Source organism: Mediterranea massiliensis (genome assembly GCF_900128475.1).
GTDB classification, from domain to species: domain Bacteria; phylum Bacteroidota; class Bacteroidia; order Bacteroidales; family Bacteroidaceae; genus Bacteroides; species Bacteroides massiliensis_E.
The window spans coordinates 556,314-571,828 of record NZ_LT635839.1 but is presented as its reverse complement, the minus strand read 5'-3'; the positions used below and the strand labels follow the sequence as shown (position 1 = coordinate 571,828).

The following is a 15,515-nucleotide window of genomic DNA, read 5'->3' as shown; positions in this document are numbered from 1 at the left end:
TTTTTGCTCCTTGCCCAACGAAAGGAAAAGACTATGGGTAAAGTTCAGATTCTCGCCGTCCTCACGATAGACGGGTGTCATTCTTCAGAATTATATGGCAAAGCGTATGAGGATTTACGCCTTGACCGCTGCGATATTGACAAAATAAGGGAAAACGCGCTTTACCATGTCACGCCGGACTACTCCATCTCCATGTTGGACGAATGGCGGAAAGACAATACCAACATCTGCTATCTCGCAGAAGCCACTCCCGACAATTCGGACTATATCAACGGGCTGTTGCGTATGCGGGTGGTGGATGAGATTATCCTATATACCGTGCCTTTCATATCGGGAACAGGACGGCATTTCTTCAAGTCGGCACTACCTGAAGTACGCTGGACACTCTCCTCACAAAAGAGTTTTTCCAACGGAGTATGCCGGAGCATCTATACACGTATGGAATCCGGGAAATAGTCGAAATGTTCCATAGAAGAACACTTTTATAATCCGTTTAATAAAGCAATGTTCTGAAAAAAAACATTTTAAGGCTACCACAATTCATGGCGGATAAAAAATATCAATTTTTATTTCACTGAAATCCAGTACGTTGTAAAGACCGTGCCGGATTTTTTGCTTTTTGGTCGCGATTTTTGCCAATATTATTCATGTGCGCATACCGAAAACAGAGTGTAAAATTTCAAAATTGACAGGACATGAATTATTTTTTATTGGCGGAAACCGATTTCTTCCGCCGGATAAACGAAGCCGGGGACTGCAATATGGAAAAAGCATACACGGCTTTCGCCACCCAAGTGATTGAACTGTGTATCGGCAGCCCGGACACGAACCGGACCATCATCGCATTGGCTTACATCGAAATCGAGTTACAGCATCATCCCGTGCATAACCTTCCCGAAGAAAAGAAGGAAATAGCCAACTATGTCAGCAAGGCTCTCTCTTTCGTAAGGAAGATGCAGAAGTTTCTTGCCGCTCCCCAAGTGCCGCCACTAATCCCTATCCAAACATCCACCGACAACACAAACGATAATACCGCCTCACCCTTGCAATGGACAGGCAACGCCATCGACCTCGTGGAGCTGATATACGGCATCAACGAGATGGGCTGTATCAACAACGGCAATATGCCGCTCAAACAGCTTGCCCCACTTCTGTACAAGATATTCGGTGTGGAATCAAAGGACTGCTACCGTTTCTACATCGACATCAAACGCCGGAAGAACGAGAGTCGCACCTATTTCCTTGACAAAATGCAGGAAAAACTGAACGAGAAGATGCTCCGTGACGAAGAGATGGAGCGTATGAGAAGATAGACCGACTATGACATCCCCAAAGAATAACGGGCGGAACAAGGTATTAAACTTGCTTCGCCCGCTTTCAGTTTGACCAGCATGTGTATCATCTAATGGGTGCAAGTCCCTAACGAGCCCAGGTAGTGGGAATCGTCCAGCCAGAGAGACAAGGGTGTCCATCGCGAGGTGGAATCTGAAAGAAGTCAGCGGCAAACATCTGGCCCAACGTACAGAAACTTGATATAAGGCTATATGTGAGGATGAGATGGCTGAAAGCATCAAAGTCCGATAACTACCCGGAATCACACATAGTAAATCAAGTGGGTATAAGATGGAAAGATGATACGCTTAACTGGTGAGGTCTCACGGACGTGGTGATTAGTTGCTCTTACGAAAGCCACGGCGCAAAACTTGCCGTGAGAAGTCAGCAGATGCCATAGTAGTGGAGCGGACGATAGCGCTACACGAAGGGCAGAACCTAATAATTAAGCGATAGTAATAGAGAGTTACCTTATGAAAGAACGAATGCAGAAAACATCAGCCTTTGCTAATGACTGCCTCCAAAGAGATAGGTCGGAAACCGAATGGTATGGGGGAGTGCAGACTTTCATGTGGATGACCGAAGACAACATCGTGGAAGTTCCATTCGACCGGGAGCACCTGTTGGAAGTAATCCTCAGCCCCGACAACATGAACAAAGCCTACAAGGCAGTAGTTCGCAACAAGGGCAAAGGCGGTATCGACAAGATGTCATGTGAGCAGTTGCTTCCATGGCTATTGGCTAACAAGGATGAACTGATACGCTCCCTGCTTGACGGTACATACCGTCCGAATCCTGTCCGCAGGGTGGAGATACCCAAGGGTAATGGCAAGATGCGCCTTTTGGGCATCCCGACCGTGGTTGACCGCATGGTGCAGCAAGCCATCAACCAAGTATTGACCATCATTTATGAGCCTCAATTCTCGAAAAGAAGTTTCGGCTTCCGCCCGAGAAGAGGGTGCCTGAGCGCACTGCAAGAAGTTCGGAAGACAGTTGATGAAGGCTACAAATATGTAGTTGACCTCGACCTTGAACGCTTCTTCGATACAGTGAACCACAGCAAACTCATAGAACTTCTGAGTCGTACGATAAAGGACGGCAGGGTGGTCAGTTTGATACACAAGTATCTTCGCAGCGGTGTGATAGACAAAGGACTGTGGCACGCAAGCGAGGAAGGTACTCCGCAAGGAGGTCCGCTGAGTCCGCTCCTGAGCAACATCATGCTGAACGAGTTGGACAAGGAACTCGCTCGCAGAGGTCACCCTTTTGTCCGCTATGCCGATGATGCGATGATATTCTGCAAGTCCAAGAGGGCTGCGGAACGTGTGAAATCGTCCATAACCAATTTCATTGAGGGGAAACTCTTCCTCAAGGTGAACAAGGAAAAGACGGTCGTCTCAAACATAAGAGGTGTGAAGTATCTCGGCTATTCCTTTTATGTACACAAAGGTAGATGCCAACTCACCGTACACCCCAAGTCCAAGGCGAAGATGAAATCCATCCTTAAAGAATTGACAAGTCGGAGCAATGGGTGGGGATATGAGAAGAGGAAGCAGAAACTGAAAGAGTACATAGAGGGCTGGGTAGGGTACTATCACCTTGCGAACATGAAACGTCTCTGCCTTGAAACCGATGAGTGGTTAAGGCGACGGATACGCATGTGTATATGGAAGGCTTGGAAACTCCCGAAAACCCGAATCAAGAATCTTATCAAATGCGGGATTAACGAATATAATGCCCGCAAGTGGGGTTACTGTAAGGGTTATTGGAGAGTGAGTGGCTCGCCAATCATGCAGATAGCATCTTCTACAGCCAATCTTAGAAAGGCGGGCTTTCCTTGTTTGCTTGATTCGTATCTCGAATGGAATCCAAAATAGGAACCGCCGTATGCGGAACCGCATGTACGGTGGTGTGAGAGGTCGGTAAACGTGAAAGTAGGAGATAAACACCTACGATTAGCGTTTACCTCCTACTCGATTTTGCCGCCCGTCAGCCCGGTTATTTCTGCTGTAACAGGTGTTTCAGATTGTCGTCGTTGGCAATCCGCTCCAGTTCCTCCTGAACAATCTGCTTGACTTCCTCCTTGATGCGCCTGTAATTCGCCTGCACCGTTTCCTTCATGCGGTCGTTACCGTCCTCGTCCGTGAAGTCGGTAATGACGGGTATCTTCTTGTAGGCTTTCTCCTCGCGTTTCACCTTCTCGGCGTCCACGACAATCTCGCAGTGAAAAATCTTCTGTTCTATACGCTCGTTGAAGTTGTCGGACACAGAACCGACAAACATTCCCTGCGTCAAGCCGGAAATCTTGCTCGGCGGGATAAGCGCATCCATCTGTGTATTGATGGAGGTGGAAACGTCCTGCCTATTGATGGATATGGACTGCCGTTTCTGTAACACCTTTCCGAAGCGTTCGGATAGCGTCTTGGCGGTTTCACCCACCACCTGCCCGGAGAAGATGTTTCCGACAGTATTCATCACGACTTTGGCTTCCTTATCGCCATAGTCACGCACCAACTGGCTGAAATCCTGAAAGCCCAGACACACGGCAACCTTGTTGCTTCGTGCGGTAGCGATAAGGTTATCCAACCCCTTGAAATATATCGTCGGTAGTTCATCTATAATAACCGACGACTTCTGCATCCCCTTCTTGTTGATGAGCTTTACGATACGGGAGTTATACAGACCGAGAGCCGCACCGTAAATATTCTGACGGTCGGGATTATTACCCACGCATAGGATTTTCGGCTCTTCGGGATTGTTAATGTCCAGCGTAAACTCGCTGTCCGACATTACCCAATAGAGTTGTGGGGAAATCATGCGCGAGAGCGGAATTTTTGCACTTGCTATCTGTCCCATCAACTGCTCCGCAGCACCTCCGAGCCATGCGTCCATGAACGGAGAAAGGTAGTTTTCCAGTTCCGGGTAAGAGGTCAGAATCGGGAAAATATCCTCGTAACGGCGGTTAAGGAACTCAATGGCATGGGGAAACGTGCAATACTTACCACCCTTATAGATTTTGAGATACCATATAATGCTGGCAAACAGAATAATAGGTGATTCTACAAAGAAGTCGCCCTGCTTCTGCACCCACGTTTTATTGAGATTGAGCATAATCGTGTACGCACTCTCGTAAGCATCCGTAATATCCTCCATGAAGTCCGGGTGAATGGGATTACAACGGTGCGAGCGTCGTGGGTCGTCAAAGTTTATCACATAAAACTTCGGCTTCACCTTGTAGCCCTCCGGGTGGTTCAGCAGATGGTTGTATGCTATCGTGGACAAGTCGCTGAATTTGAAGTCGTACACATACATTGAGAAGCCCTTTTCAATCTGCTGCTTGATGAAATTATTTACCACCGCATAGGATTTACCACTGCCCGGCGTACCCAACACGATGGAAGCCCTAAAGGGATTCACGACATTGATCCAGCCGTTGTTCCAACGCTTTTTGTAGTAAAACCGTGTTGGTAGATTGACCGAATACTCACTTTCGATAAGCCGTGTTTCCTGCATGAAGCTCTCGTTCTCGTTGTTGAATACATCGTCCATAAGGTTGTGCTTCAACAGACGGCTCATCCACAGACCGCCCATCAGCAGGCAGACATAACCTGCGCCAACGGTCAGAATATACAGTCCCGTCACCGCCTCTATCGGGAGCGGCAAAGCCAGTATCCACCAGTTGAGGAAGAACAGCACAAAGCCAACGGCAAGGGCTGTCCAGATTCTTCCCCAAGTGATTTTCTCACCCTTCACGCCCTTTGTCCCCAGACAGGACAGGGCAAGCAGGAGGACGGCAAACAGTTTCGTGTACAGGATGGAACGGAACAGCCCCGCTGTGCGGTTGAAGTTCATCAGGATTCTGTCCACCACACCGATGTCCACACCCCAAAGCCGGATTGCTTCGTAGCAGAACCAGTACACATTCATGACCACTAAAATAATACTCACGGCACGCAGAAAATCCATGATTTTCGCCAATGCCCTCAAATCGTCTTCTTGTTGTGACATACATTGATTTTTTGATTGTTGATATTTTTGATTACATTCCCAAGCCCTTGCGCTTCTTCTTTTTCTTTTTGCGCTGCATCGCCCGGATGAAGGCTTCCTCTTCAGCATCCACTGCCGGACCTTCGGGGGCAAACAGGTTCATGCCACCGGAATGGCTCTCGTATTCCCCGCCGGAATAGCCTTGTTTGTCCTCTTGTCCCTCCACCGTAACGGAAAGAGGAATCGGAGGCTGTCCGGCGTAAGGCAGCGTGAAGTGTTCCTGCAAGGCGTTGGCGGAAAGTTCTTTGCCCATGCGTGAGCCGTTCAGCACGCAGCCCGTGCGGTGGTCGATAAACGTGGCTCCATAGATGCGCCCTTCCTCCGTGTAGCGCAGTACGGTGTCGATGCCCTTCCCTTTGAGCGCGGCTACAAACTTCTCCTTGTCATACGTGCCTTCCAGCACGGAAAGGACGGTGCGTTTCGTCATGTCAGCAAGTTTCCTGTCCTTAATCTCCTGCTTGGAACGGGCAAACTTCTTCTGCACAGCTTCATAGCCGACAGACTTCCCGAACAGCGAGGACTTGAAAGGATTGCCGACCTTGTTGCCCTTATCGTCCGTGACGGAATAGACCAGCCCGTGATACTCGCATCCGCGCACATTGCCATGCGCTTCCTCCACCGTCATATTATATAAGGAAAGGAGTGCGCGGTATTCGCCCATCGTCTGGAAGCGGTACTGCCCGCTGATAGCCTTGACGATATTTCCCGCCTGCTTCTTTACGTCGCCCGCAGAGGCGTCCACCTTGTGCAGCGGCGTGTCAAGACGGCGGTTCTTGCGTTCCGCGTCGTGCAGCCCGTACTTCCGTTCCAGTTCACGTGTTATCTGCTTGCTCCGGTAAAAATTGTTCCGGGTGTCTATGCTCCTGCCGTTCTCGTCCACCCTGACCGTCACAATATGCAGATGGTGGCGGTCGATGTCCTCATGCTTGAAAACGAGATACGGCTGGTTGCCGAAGCCCATCTTCTCCAGATATTCCCGTGCGATGTTCTGAAGCTCCGTGTCCGTCAAAATATCGTCGGGATGCGGATTGAGCGAGATATGCACCACCGGTTTCTCCACCTTCGACCGCACGGGCATCATGCCGAGAAAGTCCTCCATAGCCCGGTGGATGTCCATCGTTCCCGTACCGTCATTGTAGATGCGGTTGGTCGTCAGAAGCCGCCCTTTCGCCTCGTTGATCTTCTCCCCGTTGTAGGCAAGTGCGCCGTACAACGAATTTCCTACACTGATTTTTGCGACCATTTCGCCTCCATTTCTCTTGAAAGTTCCACAATCTTACGGCTCAGTTTCACGAGCTCGACGGTCTGTTGCTCCAGTTTGTAGAGCAACGCCATCGCCTTTTTCTCGGAAAAATGCAGCCTCAATACCTTCACGACTTGGTTGTAGTTCGTGCCTATCGCGCGGAACTGCGCGTGAAAATCGGACAGTTTGGTGTAGTAATCCACCAGCGTCTTGTCCACTTTCAGCACCTTGAACGGCTGTCCGAAGAAGTGCGCCTTCAGGAAAACCGACTTGGCATAAACGCCCGACTTCTCGAACATGGAGAGGAAACGGTTGTGTTCCTCCTCGCTGAAACGGACGGTGTAGCGGAACACCGCCGGATCGAGTTTGGGATTTCTCCCGCCTTTGTTTCTTCTTTTTTCACTCATATTACTTTGGATTTAGCGGTTTGACGGCATAAGCCGCCGCTTCGAGGCACAGACACCGCAGGTTTGAGAGGCTTCCCGACTTCGGAGGGTAAGCCCGCCCCCTGCAAGGGCAAGGCGTTTTCGTGGCTGCTCAAAATATTTTGAGCGGCTGAAAACATACCTTGCTATGTTCAGGTGAACATAAAAATCCGTCGGGGACGGATTGGGGGAATGCCTTTCAAACTCCGGGCTACGCCACCTGCGGCGAACCCTGCCGTTCGGGTGCAAAGTTACACTCTTAACGCGGTATCGGACAGAGGCTTGACCCGGACAATCAGTGCCAACCGGCGCAACGTGCTGCCACTTGCCGGAGAAGTGATACAAGTTCCAAAATATCCTTGTTTATTTGCAGTGTGATTCGGATGTGGGACTGAAAATACACTCCTTCCGCCGGATGTTCGGACAGTAATCCGGACATCAATCCAAACGGTTGAAAACAGGTGTATGTATTCAGATGGTTTTCCAAGCACACGTCCATGCGGACGGATAAAAGCATGGGCGGTTGGACAAACCGATGATTACCCATAGGCACAGCCGGATTAAGGAGTGAATAAATAAATGAATGGGAGCGCGTGCGTACGTACTAATGGCAATACGCTACCGCCACCGGACAGATGTATAACCAAATAAATTATCAGACAAATGAAAGAAGCAACTTATGTGGCAATCTCCACGCAGAAAGGTGGAGCGGGTAAGACAACCCTGACGGTGCTTGTAGCAAGCTACCTGCACTATGTGAAAGGCTACAACGTAGCCGTGGTGGACTGCGATTTTCCGCAGTACAGTATCCATGATATGCGCAAGCGCGACATGAAAGCCGTCATGGAGGACGGGCATTACAAGGTGATGGCGTATGAGCAGCTCAAACGGCTGAAGAAGAACCCGTACACCATCAGATGCAGCCGTGCGGAAGATGCGGTAAAGACCGCCGAAAATCTGGTGGCAGCGCAGCCCGCCCTTGATTTCGTGTTCTTCGACCTGCCGGGAACCATCAACAATGCCGAGGTGGTGCAGACCATTTCCAAAATGGACTACATCTTCACGCCCATCATCGCCGACCGTGTGGTGATGGAGAGTTCCATCAAGTTCGCCACCGTTATCAACGAACAGATGATAAGCACGGGTAAGTCCGGCATCAAAGGGATTTACCTCGTGTGGAACATGGTGGACGGGCGCGAAAAGACGGAGCTTTACAAGGCATACGACAAGGTCTGTGCCGAGTTCGCCCTGCCCATTCTGGAAACACATCTGCCGGACAGCAAGCGTTTCCGCAAGGAGACGGCGGCAGAACGCAAGGCAGTATTCCGCTCCACGGCGTTTCCGGCGGACAAAATACTGGTACGCGGCAGCAACCTCGACAAACTCGTCGATGAGATTCTCGGCATCATCAAAAACTGAACGGTATGGCAAAGAAAACAAGAATCGAGGACATCGACAGTGAAGCCGTAATCAACTCGTTTCGACTGGACGATACAAGCATTCCGCCGGAAGCGAGAAGCACGGACGGAAACGCTACTTCTCCACCTCCGAAAGAAGCGATACAGGAAGCCGTTTCTCCACCTGCCTCGCACTCCAAAGAGGAGCCAGAACGCAGGCGCAGGAACAGCAAGCCGGAAAAATTGGATTATGACACCGTATTCATATGCGGGTCCAATGTCACGGCAAGGCTCGGCAAACAGGTATATATCCGCAAGGAGTACCACGACCGCATACAGAAGATGCTTCATGTAATCGGAGGCAACGAGGTGACTATTGCGGCTTTTCTTGACAACGTGCTGACACACCATTTCACGCTGTTCCAAGACGAGATAGCCGAATCGTTCAAACGGCACATGGAATCCTATAATCTATAAAAACAATAAACAACAAAGAAGTATGAAAAGAACAAAGAAGAACCGACAGGCAGACTGCCTGCAAACAGGAAAGAGTGAAAGAACCGCTGCCCGTGCAGCAAAGTGTGTAACCGACTACGATCAGGAAAATACCGGCGTTGACTTCCGCAAGGATAAAGGCAGAGACAAGCCGCTCTCGACTTTCCTGCAAGCATCGGAAATCAAAACGCGGCAATGTATATACATCAGCCGAGAAATTCATGAGAAAGTCGCTATCGTTGCCAGTCGGATGGGAAACGGTTTGAGCATCGGCAAGTTCGTGGACAACATCCTCCGCGACCATTTCCGGCAATACGGGCAGCAGTACATGGAACAGATTGAAAACGCCCAAAAAGTAAGATTATGACAAAGGCGTTTTTAATCGTATCGGTTGCTTGCAACGTGTGGTTCCTGTTCCTGCTGTTCTATGACCGCATCATGGACACGAAGCTCATCCGTTTCTTCAGACATATTGCCGGGCTGTGGCGGTCATTGGACAGTACGGTGGCAGAGCAAGGAAAGGATAAGGAAATACCTCACGCAGACACCTCGGACATCATTGGCAAGAGCCGTTTCAAGATGGCATCGACCCGGACAACCGCTACCATACCGACGCAAGAAGCCGCCACTTCGGAAAAAGGCATTGAGCTGTCGGAGGAAGAGGCTACTTTTGACGACGGAAACACGGAAACCGTCTCACGCCCGACACAAGTACCGAAGGACAAACTCGATGAAACCTTCACGAGCATCCCGCCCTCGGAACTGGAGTACGGAGAGGATGAGCCGGAGGACGAGGAACCAGACAAAAAGCAGGCTTCGGGAAGCAGCTTCGAGGATATTGACATGGCAGTACGCACCATACGGAAGGAATCACCATCCGATGAGGAAATGCGACACGCCGGAAAGGTCATGACGGAACTGGACGGGACAGAGCTTTTCGCAAGAATAACGGAACGCCTGACCGATGAAGCAATGAGCGAGAGGCTTGCAAAGGCGATGGCAGTTTTCGTGGACACGGTGAACATGACCGTGACACAACAAAAGGAAAAGGTGTTCGTGATTCCCGACAACATCGAGGAGTTCGACTTCCGAAACTATGTATAACAGCTAAAAAAGAATGGAAATGAAAACGTAAAATGACGACACCCATGCGCACGGCGGTACAAGGTACAGCCAATCCGCAACGGACACACCCAAGTCCGTAGAAACAAACGGGCTACCACTAAACCAAAGTAAAGTAATCAAGTATCAACCGCCCGAAAAAGGACTATCCACCCTTTGGACGGCACAAAAAAAAGAACAGTTTATGAATAAGAACATCAGACAAAAGTTCATTATCTCTGCGGCACTCATGATTGCCGCCACCGCTTCCGCTTTCGCGCAAGGAAACGGTATCGCAGGTATCACGGAAGCCACCTCTATGGTGACAAGCTATTTCGATCCGGGCACTAAGCTGATTTACGCCATCGGCGCGGTGGTCGGACTTATCGGTGGCGTGAAAGTCTATGGCAAGTTCTCGTCCGGCGACCCCGACACGAGCAAGACAGCCGCCTCGTGGTTCGGGGCTTGTATCTTCTTGATTGTCGCTGCCACTATCCTGCGCTCATTCTTCCTTTAATACACAATGTATGGCTGAATACCCGATAAACAAGGGTATCGGTCGTCCGGTCGAGTTCAAGGGTCTAAAGGCTCAGTACCTCTTCATCTTCTGCGGAGGTCTGCTGGCTCTCTTCGTCCTGTTCGTCATCCTCTACATGGTCGGCATCGACCAGTGGATATGTATCGGCTTCGGCGCGGCATCGTCCTCCGTCCTCGTATGGCAGACCTTCGCGCTGAACGCCCGGTACGGCGAACACGGGCTGATGAAATTGGGAGCGGTCAAGAGCCATCCCCGATACCTTATCAACCGGCGGCGGATTACCCGATTATTCAAACGGCAACGAAAGGAAGAAACGACATGAGAAATACATCCAAAATGACGACACTGGAAAACAAGTTCCCGCTATTGGCTGTGGAGCATAGCTGTATCATCTCCAAAGATGCCGACATTACAGTGGCTTTCGAGGTGGAGCTGCCGGAACTTTACACCGTGACGGGTGCGGAGTACGAGGCGATACACGGCTGCTGGTGCAAGGCAATCAAGGTGCTGCCGGACTTCTGCGTCGTGCATAAGCAGGACTGGTTCATCAAGGAACGCTACAAGCCGGAACTGGAGAAGGACGACATGAGTTTTTTGAGCCGCTCCTTTGAACGCCACTTCAACGAACGTCCTTACCTGAAACACTCCTGCTACCTCTACCTGACCAAGACGACGAAGGAGCGTAACCGGATGCAGAGCAACTTCAGTACGCTGTGCCGTGGACATATCATCCCGAAGGAACTGGACAGGGAAACCGCCGGGAAGTTCATGGAGGCCGCCGAACAGTTCGAGCGCATCATGAACGACAGCGGTTTTGTCAGGCTACACCGGCTATCCACCGACGAGATTGTCGGGACGGAAAAGTCCGCCGGGCTAATAGAGCGTTACTTCTCTCTCATGCCCGAAGGGAATGCGACCTTGCAGGACATCGACCTCTCGGCAAAAGAGATGCGTATCGGCGACAACCGCCTGTGCCTGCACACCCTCTCCGACGCGGAGGATATGCCCGGTAAGGTAGCGACCGACACCCGATATGAACGGCTTTCCACCGACCGGAGCGATTGCCGCCTCTCCTTCGCCTCACCCGTGGGGCTGCTGCTTTCCTGCAACCACATCTACAACCAGTATGTGATTATAGACAACAGCGAGGAAAATTTGCAGAAGTTCGAGAAGTCCGCAAGGAATATGCAGTCATTATCCCGATACAGCCGGAGCAACAGCATCAACCGCGAGTGGATAGACCAGTACCTGAACGAAGCCCATTCCTACGGGCTGACCTCGGTACGGGCGCACTTCAACGTCATGGCGTGGAGCGATGACGCGGAGGAACTGAAGCATATCAAGAACGACGTGGGCAGCCAGCTGGCGAGCATGGAGTGCGTGCCGCGCCACAACACCATCGACTGCCCGACACTCTACTGGGCGGCAATGCCCGGCAACGCGGCGGACTTCCCGGCGGAAGAGAGTTTCCACACCTTCATCGAGCAGGCGGTATGCCTCTTTACGGAGGAAACCAACTACCGAAGTTCGCTATCGCCCTTCGGCATCAAGATGGTGGACAGGCTCACGGGAAAACCGTTGCACCTCGACATCAGCGACCTGCCGATGAAGCGGGGCATCACCACTAACCGCAACAAGTTCGTGTTGGGTCCTTCGGGCAGCGGCAAGTCGTTTTTCATGAACCACCTCGTGAGGCAATACTACGAACAGGGTACGCACGTGGTATTGGTGGACACAGGAAACTCCTATCAGGGCTTGTGCGAGATGATCCGGCGCAAGACAAACGGGGCGGACGGCGTGTACTTCACCTACACGGAGGAGAAACCGATTTCGTTCAACCCGTTCTACACCGATGATTATGTGTTCGACGTGGAGAAGAAGGACAGCATCAAGACATTGCTGCTGACACTCTGGAAGTCGGAGGACGACAAAGTTACGAAGACGGAAAGCGGCGAACTGGGCAGTGCGGTGAACGCCTACATCGAGCGTATCAGGGCTGACCGGAGCATCGTTCCCTCGTTCAACACCTTCTATGAGTATATGCGCGACGACTACCGCCGTGAACTGGCGGAACGTGAGATAAAGGTGGAGAAGTCAGACTTCAACATCGACAATATGCTCACCACCATGCGGCAATATTACCGGGGTGGACGCTACGACTTCCTGCTCAACTCCACGGAGAACATTGACCTGCTCGGCAAGCGGTTCATTGTCTTCGAGATTGACAGTATTAAGGAAAATCGCGAGCTTTTCCCGGTCGTGACCATCATCATCATGGAAGCCTTCATTAACAAGATGCGCCGTCTGAAAGGCGTACGCAAACAGCTGATAGTGGAAGAGGCTTGGAAGGCACTCTCTTCGGCGAATATGGCTGAGTACCTGCGCTATATGTACAAGACCGTGCGCAAGTATTACGGGGAGGCAATCGTGGTGACGCAGGAGGTGGACGACATCATTTCCTCGCCCGTCGTCAAGGAGAGCATCATCAACAACTCCGACTGCAAGATACTTCTCGACCAGCGGAAATACATGAATAAGTTTGATGCCATACAGTCCCTGTTGGGTCTTACGGAGAAGGAGAAGTCACAGATACTCTCCATCAACATGGCGAACAACCCGTCAAGGCTCTACAAGGAAGTTTGGATCGGGCTGGGTGGCACACAGTCGGCGGTCTATGCCACCGAAGTTAGTGCTGAAGAGTATCTGGCGTACACCACCGAAGAAACGGAAAAAGTAGAGGTGTACCGTCTGGCGGAGCAGCTGGGCGGCGACATCGAAGCCGCCATCCGGCAGCTTGGCGAAAGACGGAGAAACAAGGAATAAGTAAAAACGATTCATCAACCAAAAAAGAAAATGCGTATGAGTATATCAAGAACGAAAATGCTGCAAGTCAGCAAGTGTTTAATCGGGCTGGCGGTCATGGTGCTGCAATCCTGCGAGGTAGCGGACAACCGCCGCGACCTGCTTTGCGGGAACTGGGAAAGCGTGGAAGGAAAGCCCGACGTGCTTATCTACAAGGAGGGCGAAGCCTATAAGGTGACGGTGTTCAAACGGAGCGGCATCTGTCGCAAGCTGAAGCCGGAAACCTATCTCTTGCAGGAGGAGAACGGCAACCTGTTCATGAACACCGGATTCCGTATCGACGTGTCCTACAACAAAGTGACGGACATCCTGACCTTCTCGCCGAACGGGGACTACGTGCGCGTGAACCCGAAACCGGACCATCCGATAGGCGAGCAATAAATAATGAAATCCACTAAAATCCAAAGTAACATGAGAACAAGAATAATATTAGCCATCTGCCTGTGCCTGTTTGCAGTCGGCAGGGCAAGCGCACAGTGGGCGGTGATAGACCCGTCCAACATCGCGCAGAGCATCGTGAACACCTCCAAGAACGTGGTACACACTTCCACGACCGCCCAGAATATGATAAAAAATTTTCAAGAGACGGTGAAAATTTACGAGCAGGGCAAGAAGTATTACGACGCACTCAAATCCGTGAACAATCTGGTAAAGGACGCCCGGAAGGTGCAGCAGACCATCCTGATGGTGGGTGACATCACCGACACCTATGTGACCAGCTTCCAGAGGATGATGCGTGACGACAACTTCACGGTGGAGGAACTGGGAGCCATCGCCTTCGGCTACACCAAGCTGTTGGAAGAATCCAACGATGTGCTGACGGAACTGAGGAACGTGGTGAACATCACCACGCTCTCCATGACGGACAAGGAGCGCATGGATGTGGTGGAACGCTGCTACTCCAAGATGAAGCGTTACCGCAACCTCGTGAGCTACTACACCAACAAGAACATCAGCGTGAGCTACCTGCGGGCAAAAAAGAAGAACGACCTCGACCGCATCATGGGGCTGTACGGGAACATGAACGAAAGATACTGGTAGCCTATGAATTTCGACAACCTTCACCAGATTCTGCGCTCGCTCTACGAGCAGATGATGCCGCTATGCGGGGACATGGCGGGCGTGGCGAAAGGCATCGCCGGGCTGGGCGCATTGTTCTACGTCGCCTACCGGGTGTGGCAGTCGCTGGCGAGAGCCGAACCGATAGACGTGTTCTCCATGCTCCGCCCGTTTGCGATAGGCTTATGTATCATGTTCTTCCCGACGGTGGTATTAGGTACGATAAACAGCATCATGTCGCCCGTCGTGCAAGGCACGGCAAAGATGCTGGAGGCGGAAACGCTGGACATGAACCGATACCGTGAGCAGAAGGACAAACTGGAATACGAGGCGATGATGCGCAACCCCGAAACCGCCTACCTTGTGTCGAACGAGGAGTTTGACAAACAGCTGGAGGAACTGGGCTGGTCACCCGGTGACATGGTGACGATGGCGGGAATGTATATCGAGCGTGGAATGTACAACATGAAGAAAGGCATCCGCGATTTCTTCCGCGAGATACTGGAACTGATGTTCCAAGCCGCTGCCCTCGTGATAGACACCATCCGCACCTTTTTTCTCGTGGTGCTGGCGATACTCGGTCCGATAGCCTTCGCCATATCGGTATGGGACGGTTTTCAAAGTACACTCACACAGTGGATATGCCGCTACATACAGGTTTATCTGTGGCTGCCCGTGTCGGATATGTTCAGCACCATACTGGCGAAGATTCAGGTGCTGATGCTGCAAAGCGACATCGAGCGTATGCAGGCTGACCCGAACTTCTCGCTGGATTCGAGCGACGGTGTGTACATCGTCTTCATGATCATAGGAATCATCGGCTACTTCACCATCCCGACGGTGGCAGGCTGGATTATCCAAGCCGGAGGCATGGGAAGCTACGGTCGCAACGTGAACCAGACGGCAGGACGAGCCGGAAGCATGGCGGGCAGCGTGGCGGGTGCAGCCGCAGGCAACATGGTCGGACGTGCCGGGAAACTGCTGAAATAATCAACTGACAATTAAAAACGAATAAA

17 protein-coding genes are annotated in these 15,515 nt (G+C 51.3%); 13 read left to right on the top strand and 4 right to left on the bottom strand.

The window, feature by feature from the left end:
* Positions 1–33 precede the first annotated feature (33 nt).
* From BQ7483_RS15965 to ltrA, 3 genes are all read left to right on the top strand, one after another.
* Complete coding sequence (locus tag BQ7483_RS15965; RefSeq protein WP_072546569.1) at positions 34–456, top strand: dihydrofolate reductase family protein; 423 nt, start codon at positions 34–36, stop codon at positions 454–456.
* A gap of 239 nt (positions 457–695) precedes the next feature.
* Entirely contained in the window at positions 696–1,313 is a 618-nt protein-coding gene (locus BQ7483_RS15960; protein WP_032578779.1) for an RteC domain-containing protein, read from the top strand.
* A gap of 492 nt (positions 1,314–1,805) precedes the next feature.
* A complete protein-coding gene (gene ltrA / locus BQ7483_RS15955) occupies positions 1,806–3,209 on the top strand; it encodes a group II intron reverse transcriptase/maturase (protein ID WP_072546568.1) in 1,404 nt (467 codons plus the stop codon).
* A 121-nt stretch (positions 3,210–3,330) separates the two neighbouring features.
* Here the strand turns inward: ltrA and mobC are convergent, their stop codons facing one another.
* The 4 genes from mobC to BQ7483_RS18385 form a co-directional block, all read right to left on the bottom strand.
* Positions 3,331–5,340: a conjugal transfer protein MobC gene (gene mobC, locus BQ7483_RS15950; RefSeq protein WP_072546567.1), complete on the bottom strand. Its 2,010-nt coding sequence runs from the start codon at positions 5,338–5,340 to the stop codon at positions 3,331–3,333.
* Between the two features lie 31 nt (positions 5,341–5,371).
* A complete protein-coding gene (gene mobB, locus BQ7483_RS15945; RefSeq protein ID WP_072546566.1) occupies positions 5,372–6,622 on the bottom strand; it encodes a conjugal transfer protein MobB in 1,251 nt (416 codons plus the stop codon).
* Complete coding sequence (gene mobA, locus BQ7483_RS15940) at positions 6,601–7,029, bottom strand: conjugal transfer protein MobA (protein WP_072546565.1); 429 nt, start codon at positions 7,027–7,029, stop codon at positions 6,601–6,603. Before mobA ends, mobB begins: the two co-directional genes overlap by 22 nt.
* Before the next feature lie 313 nt (positions 7,030–7,342).
* A complete protein-coding gene (locus BQ7483_RS18385) occupies positions 7,343–7,594 on the bottom strand; it encodes a hypothetical protein (RefSeq protein ID WP_005867744.1) in 252 nt (83 codons plus the stop codon).
* 116 nt (positions 7,595–7,710) lie between these two features.
* Here BQ7483_RS18385 and BQ7483_RS15925 point away from each other — a divergent pair, with 116 nt between their 5' ends.
* The 10 genes from BQ7483_RS15925 (at position 7,711) to traJ (ending at position 15,489) form a co-directional block, all read left to right on the top strand.
* Positions 7,711–8,466: a ParA family protein gene (locus BQ7483_RS15925; protein WP_072546564.1), complete on the top strand. Its 756-nt coding sequence runs from the start codon at positions 7,711–7,713 to the stop codon at positions 8,464–8,466.
* A 5-nt stretch (positions 8,467–8,471) separates the two neighbouring features.
* Positions 8,472–8,921: a DUF3408 domain-containing protein gene (locus BQ7483_RS15920; protein WP_008646091.1), complete on the top strand. Its 450-nt coding sequence runs from the start codon at positions 8,472–8,474 to the stop codon at positions 8,919–8,921.
* A gap of 22 nt (positions 8,922–8,943) precedes the next feature.
* Entirely contained in the window at positions 8,944–9,306 is a 363-nt protein-coding gene (locus BQ7483_RS15915) for a DUF3408 domain-containing protein (protein ID WP_072546563.1), read from the top strand.
* The gene (locus BQ7483_RS15910; protein WP_072546562.1) at positions 9,303–10,043 is read left to right on the top strand and encodes a conjugal transfer protein TraD; all 741 of its coding nucleotides are present in this window, start codon (positions 9,303–9,305) and stop codon (positions 10,041–10,043) included. The genes BQ7483_RS15915 and BQ7483_RS15910 overlap by 4 nt, the downstream gene beginning before the upstream one ends.
* A 202-nt stretch (positions 10,044–10,245) precedes the next feature.
* Entirely contained in the window at positions 10,246–10,557 is a 312-nt protein-coding gene (locus BQ7483_RS15905; protein WP_007840010.1) for a DUF4134 domain-containing protein, read from the top strand.
* A gap of 10 nt (positions 10,558–10,567) precedes the next feature.
* On the top strand, positions 10,568–10,900 hold the full coding sequence (locus tag BQ7483_RS15900) for a DUF4133 domain-containing protein (RefSeq protein WP_072546561.1): 333 nt from the start codon (positions 10,568–10,570) through the stop codon (positions 10,898–10,900).
* Complete coding sequence (locus BQ7483_RS15895) at positions 10,897–13,401, top strand: TraG family conjugative transposon ATPase (protein ID WP_072546560.1); 2,505 nt, start codon at positions 10,897–10,899, stop codon at positions 13,399–13,401. The genes BQ7483_RS15900 and BQ7483_RS15895 overlap by 4 nt, the downstream gene beginning before the upstream one ends.
* 36 nt (positions 13,402–13,437) lie before the next feature.
* Positions 13,438–13,821, top strand: a complete 384-nt coding sequence (locus BQ7483_RS15890; RefSeq protein ID WP_072546765.1) for a DUF3876 domain-containing protein — start codon at positions 13,438–13,440, stop codon at positions 13,819–13,821.
* A gap of 30 nt (positions 13,822–13,851) precedes the next feature.
* Positions 13,852–14,481, top strand: a complete 630-nt coding sequence (locus tag BQ7483_RS15885; RefSeq protein ID WP_072546559.1) for a DUF4141 domain-containing protein — start codon at positions 13,852–13,854, stop codon at positions 14,479–14,481.
* A 3-nt stretch (positions 14,482–14,484) separates the two neighbouring features.
* On the top strand, positions 14,485–15,489 hold the full coding sequence (gene traJ, locus BQ7483_RS15880) for a conjugative transposon protein TraJ (RefSeq protein ID WP_072546558.1): 1,005 nt from the start codon (positions 14,485–14,487) through the stop codon (positions 15,487–15,489).
* The last annotated feature ends 26 nt before the right edge of the window (positions 15,490–15,515 follow it).

Coding starts and splice junctions, on each gene's coding strand:
- BQ7483_RS15965 (WP_072546569.1), top strand. CDS start 34: ATGGGTAAAGTTCAGATTCTCGCCGTCCTCACGATAGACGGGTGTCAT.
- BQ7483_RS15960 (WP_032578779.1), top strand. CDS start 696: ATGAATTATTTTTTATTGGCGGAAACCGATTTCTTCCGCCGGATAAAC.
- ltrA (WP_072546568.1), top strand. CDS start 1,806: ATGAAAGAACGAATGCAGAAAACATCAGCCTTTGCTAATGACTGCCTC.
- mobC (WP_072546567.1), bottom strand. CDS start 5,340: ATGTCACAACAAGAAGACGATTTGAGGGCATTGGCGAAAATCATGGAT.
- mobB (WP_072546566.1), bottom strand. CDS start 6,622: ATGGTCGCAAAAATCAGTGTAGGAAATTCGTTGTACGGCGCACTTGCC.
- mobA (WP_072546565.1), bottom strand. CDS start 7,029: ATGAGTGAAAAAAGAAGAAACAAAGGCGGGAGAAATCCCAAACTCGAT.
- BQ7483_RS18385 (WP_005867744.1), bottom strand. CDS start 7,594: ATGGGTAATCATCGGTTTGTCCAACCGCCCATGCTTTTATCCGTCCGC.
- BQ7483_RS15925 (WP_072546564.1), top strand. CDS start 7,711: ATGAAAGAAGCAACTTATGTGGCAATCTCCACGCAGAAAGGTGGAGCG.
- BQ7483_RS15920 (WP_008646091.1), top strand. CDS start 8,472: ATGGCAAAGAAAACAAGAATCGAGGACATCGACAGTGAAGCCGTAATC.
- BQ7483_RS15915 (WP_072546563.1), top strand. CDS start 8,944: ATGAAAAGAACAAAGAAGAACCGACAGGCAGACTGCCTGCAAACAGGA.
- BQ7483_RS15910 (WP_072546562.1), top strand. CDS start 9,303: ATGACAAAGGCGTTTTTAATCGTATCGGTTGCTTGCAACGTGTGGTTC.
- BQ7483_RS15905 (WP_007840010.1), top strand. CDS start 10,246: ATGAATAAGAACATCAGACAAAAGTTCATTATCTCTGCGGCACTCATG.
- BQ7483_RS15900 (WP_072546561.1), top strand. CDS start 10,568: ATGGCTGAATACCCGATAAACAAGGGTATCGGTCGTCCGGTCGAGTTC.
- BQ7483_RS15895 (WP_072546560.1), top strand. CDS start 10,897: ATGAGAAATACATCCAAAATGACGACACTGGAAAACAAGTTCCCGCTA.
- BQ7483_RS15890 (WP_072546765.1), top strand. CDS start 13,438: ATGAGTATATCAAGAACGAAAATGCTGCAAGTCAGCAAGTGTTTAATC.
- BQ7483_RS15885 (WP_072546559.1), top strand. CDS start 13,852: ATGAGAACAAGAATAATATTAGCCATCTGCCTGTGCCTGTTTGCAGTC.
- traJ (WP_072546558.1), top strand. CDS start 14,485: ATGAATTTCGACAACCTTCACCAGATTCTGCGCTCGCTCTACGAGCAG.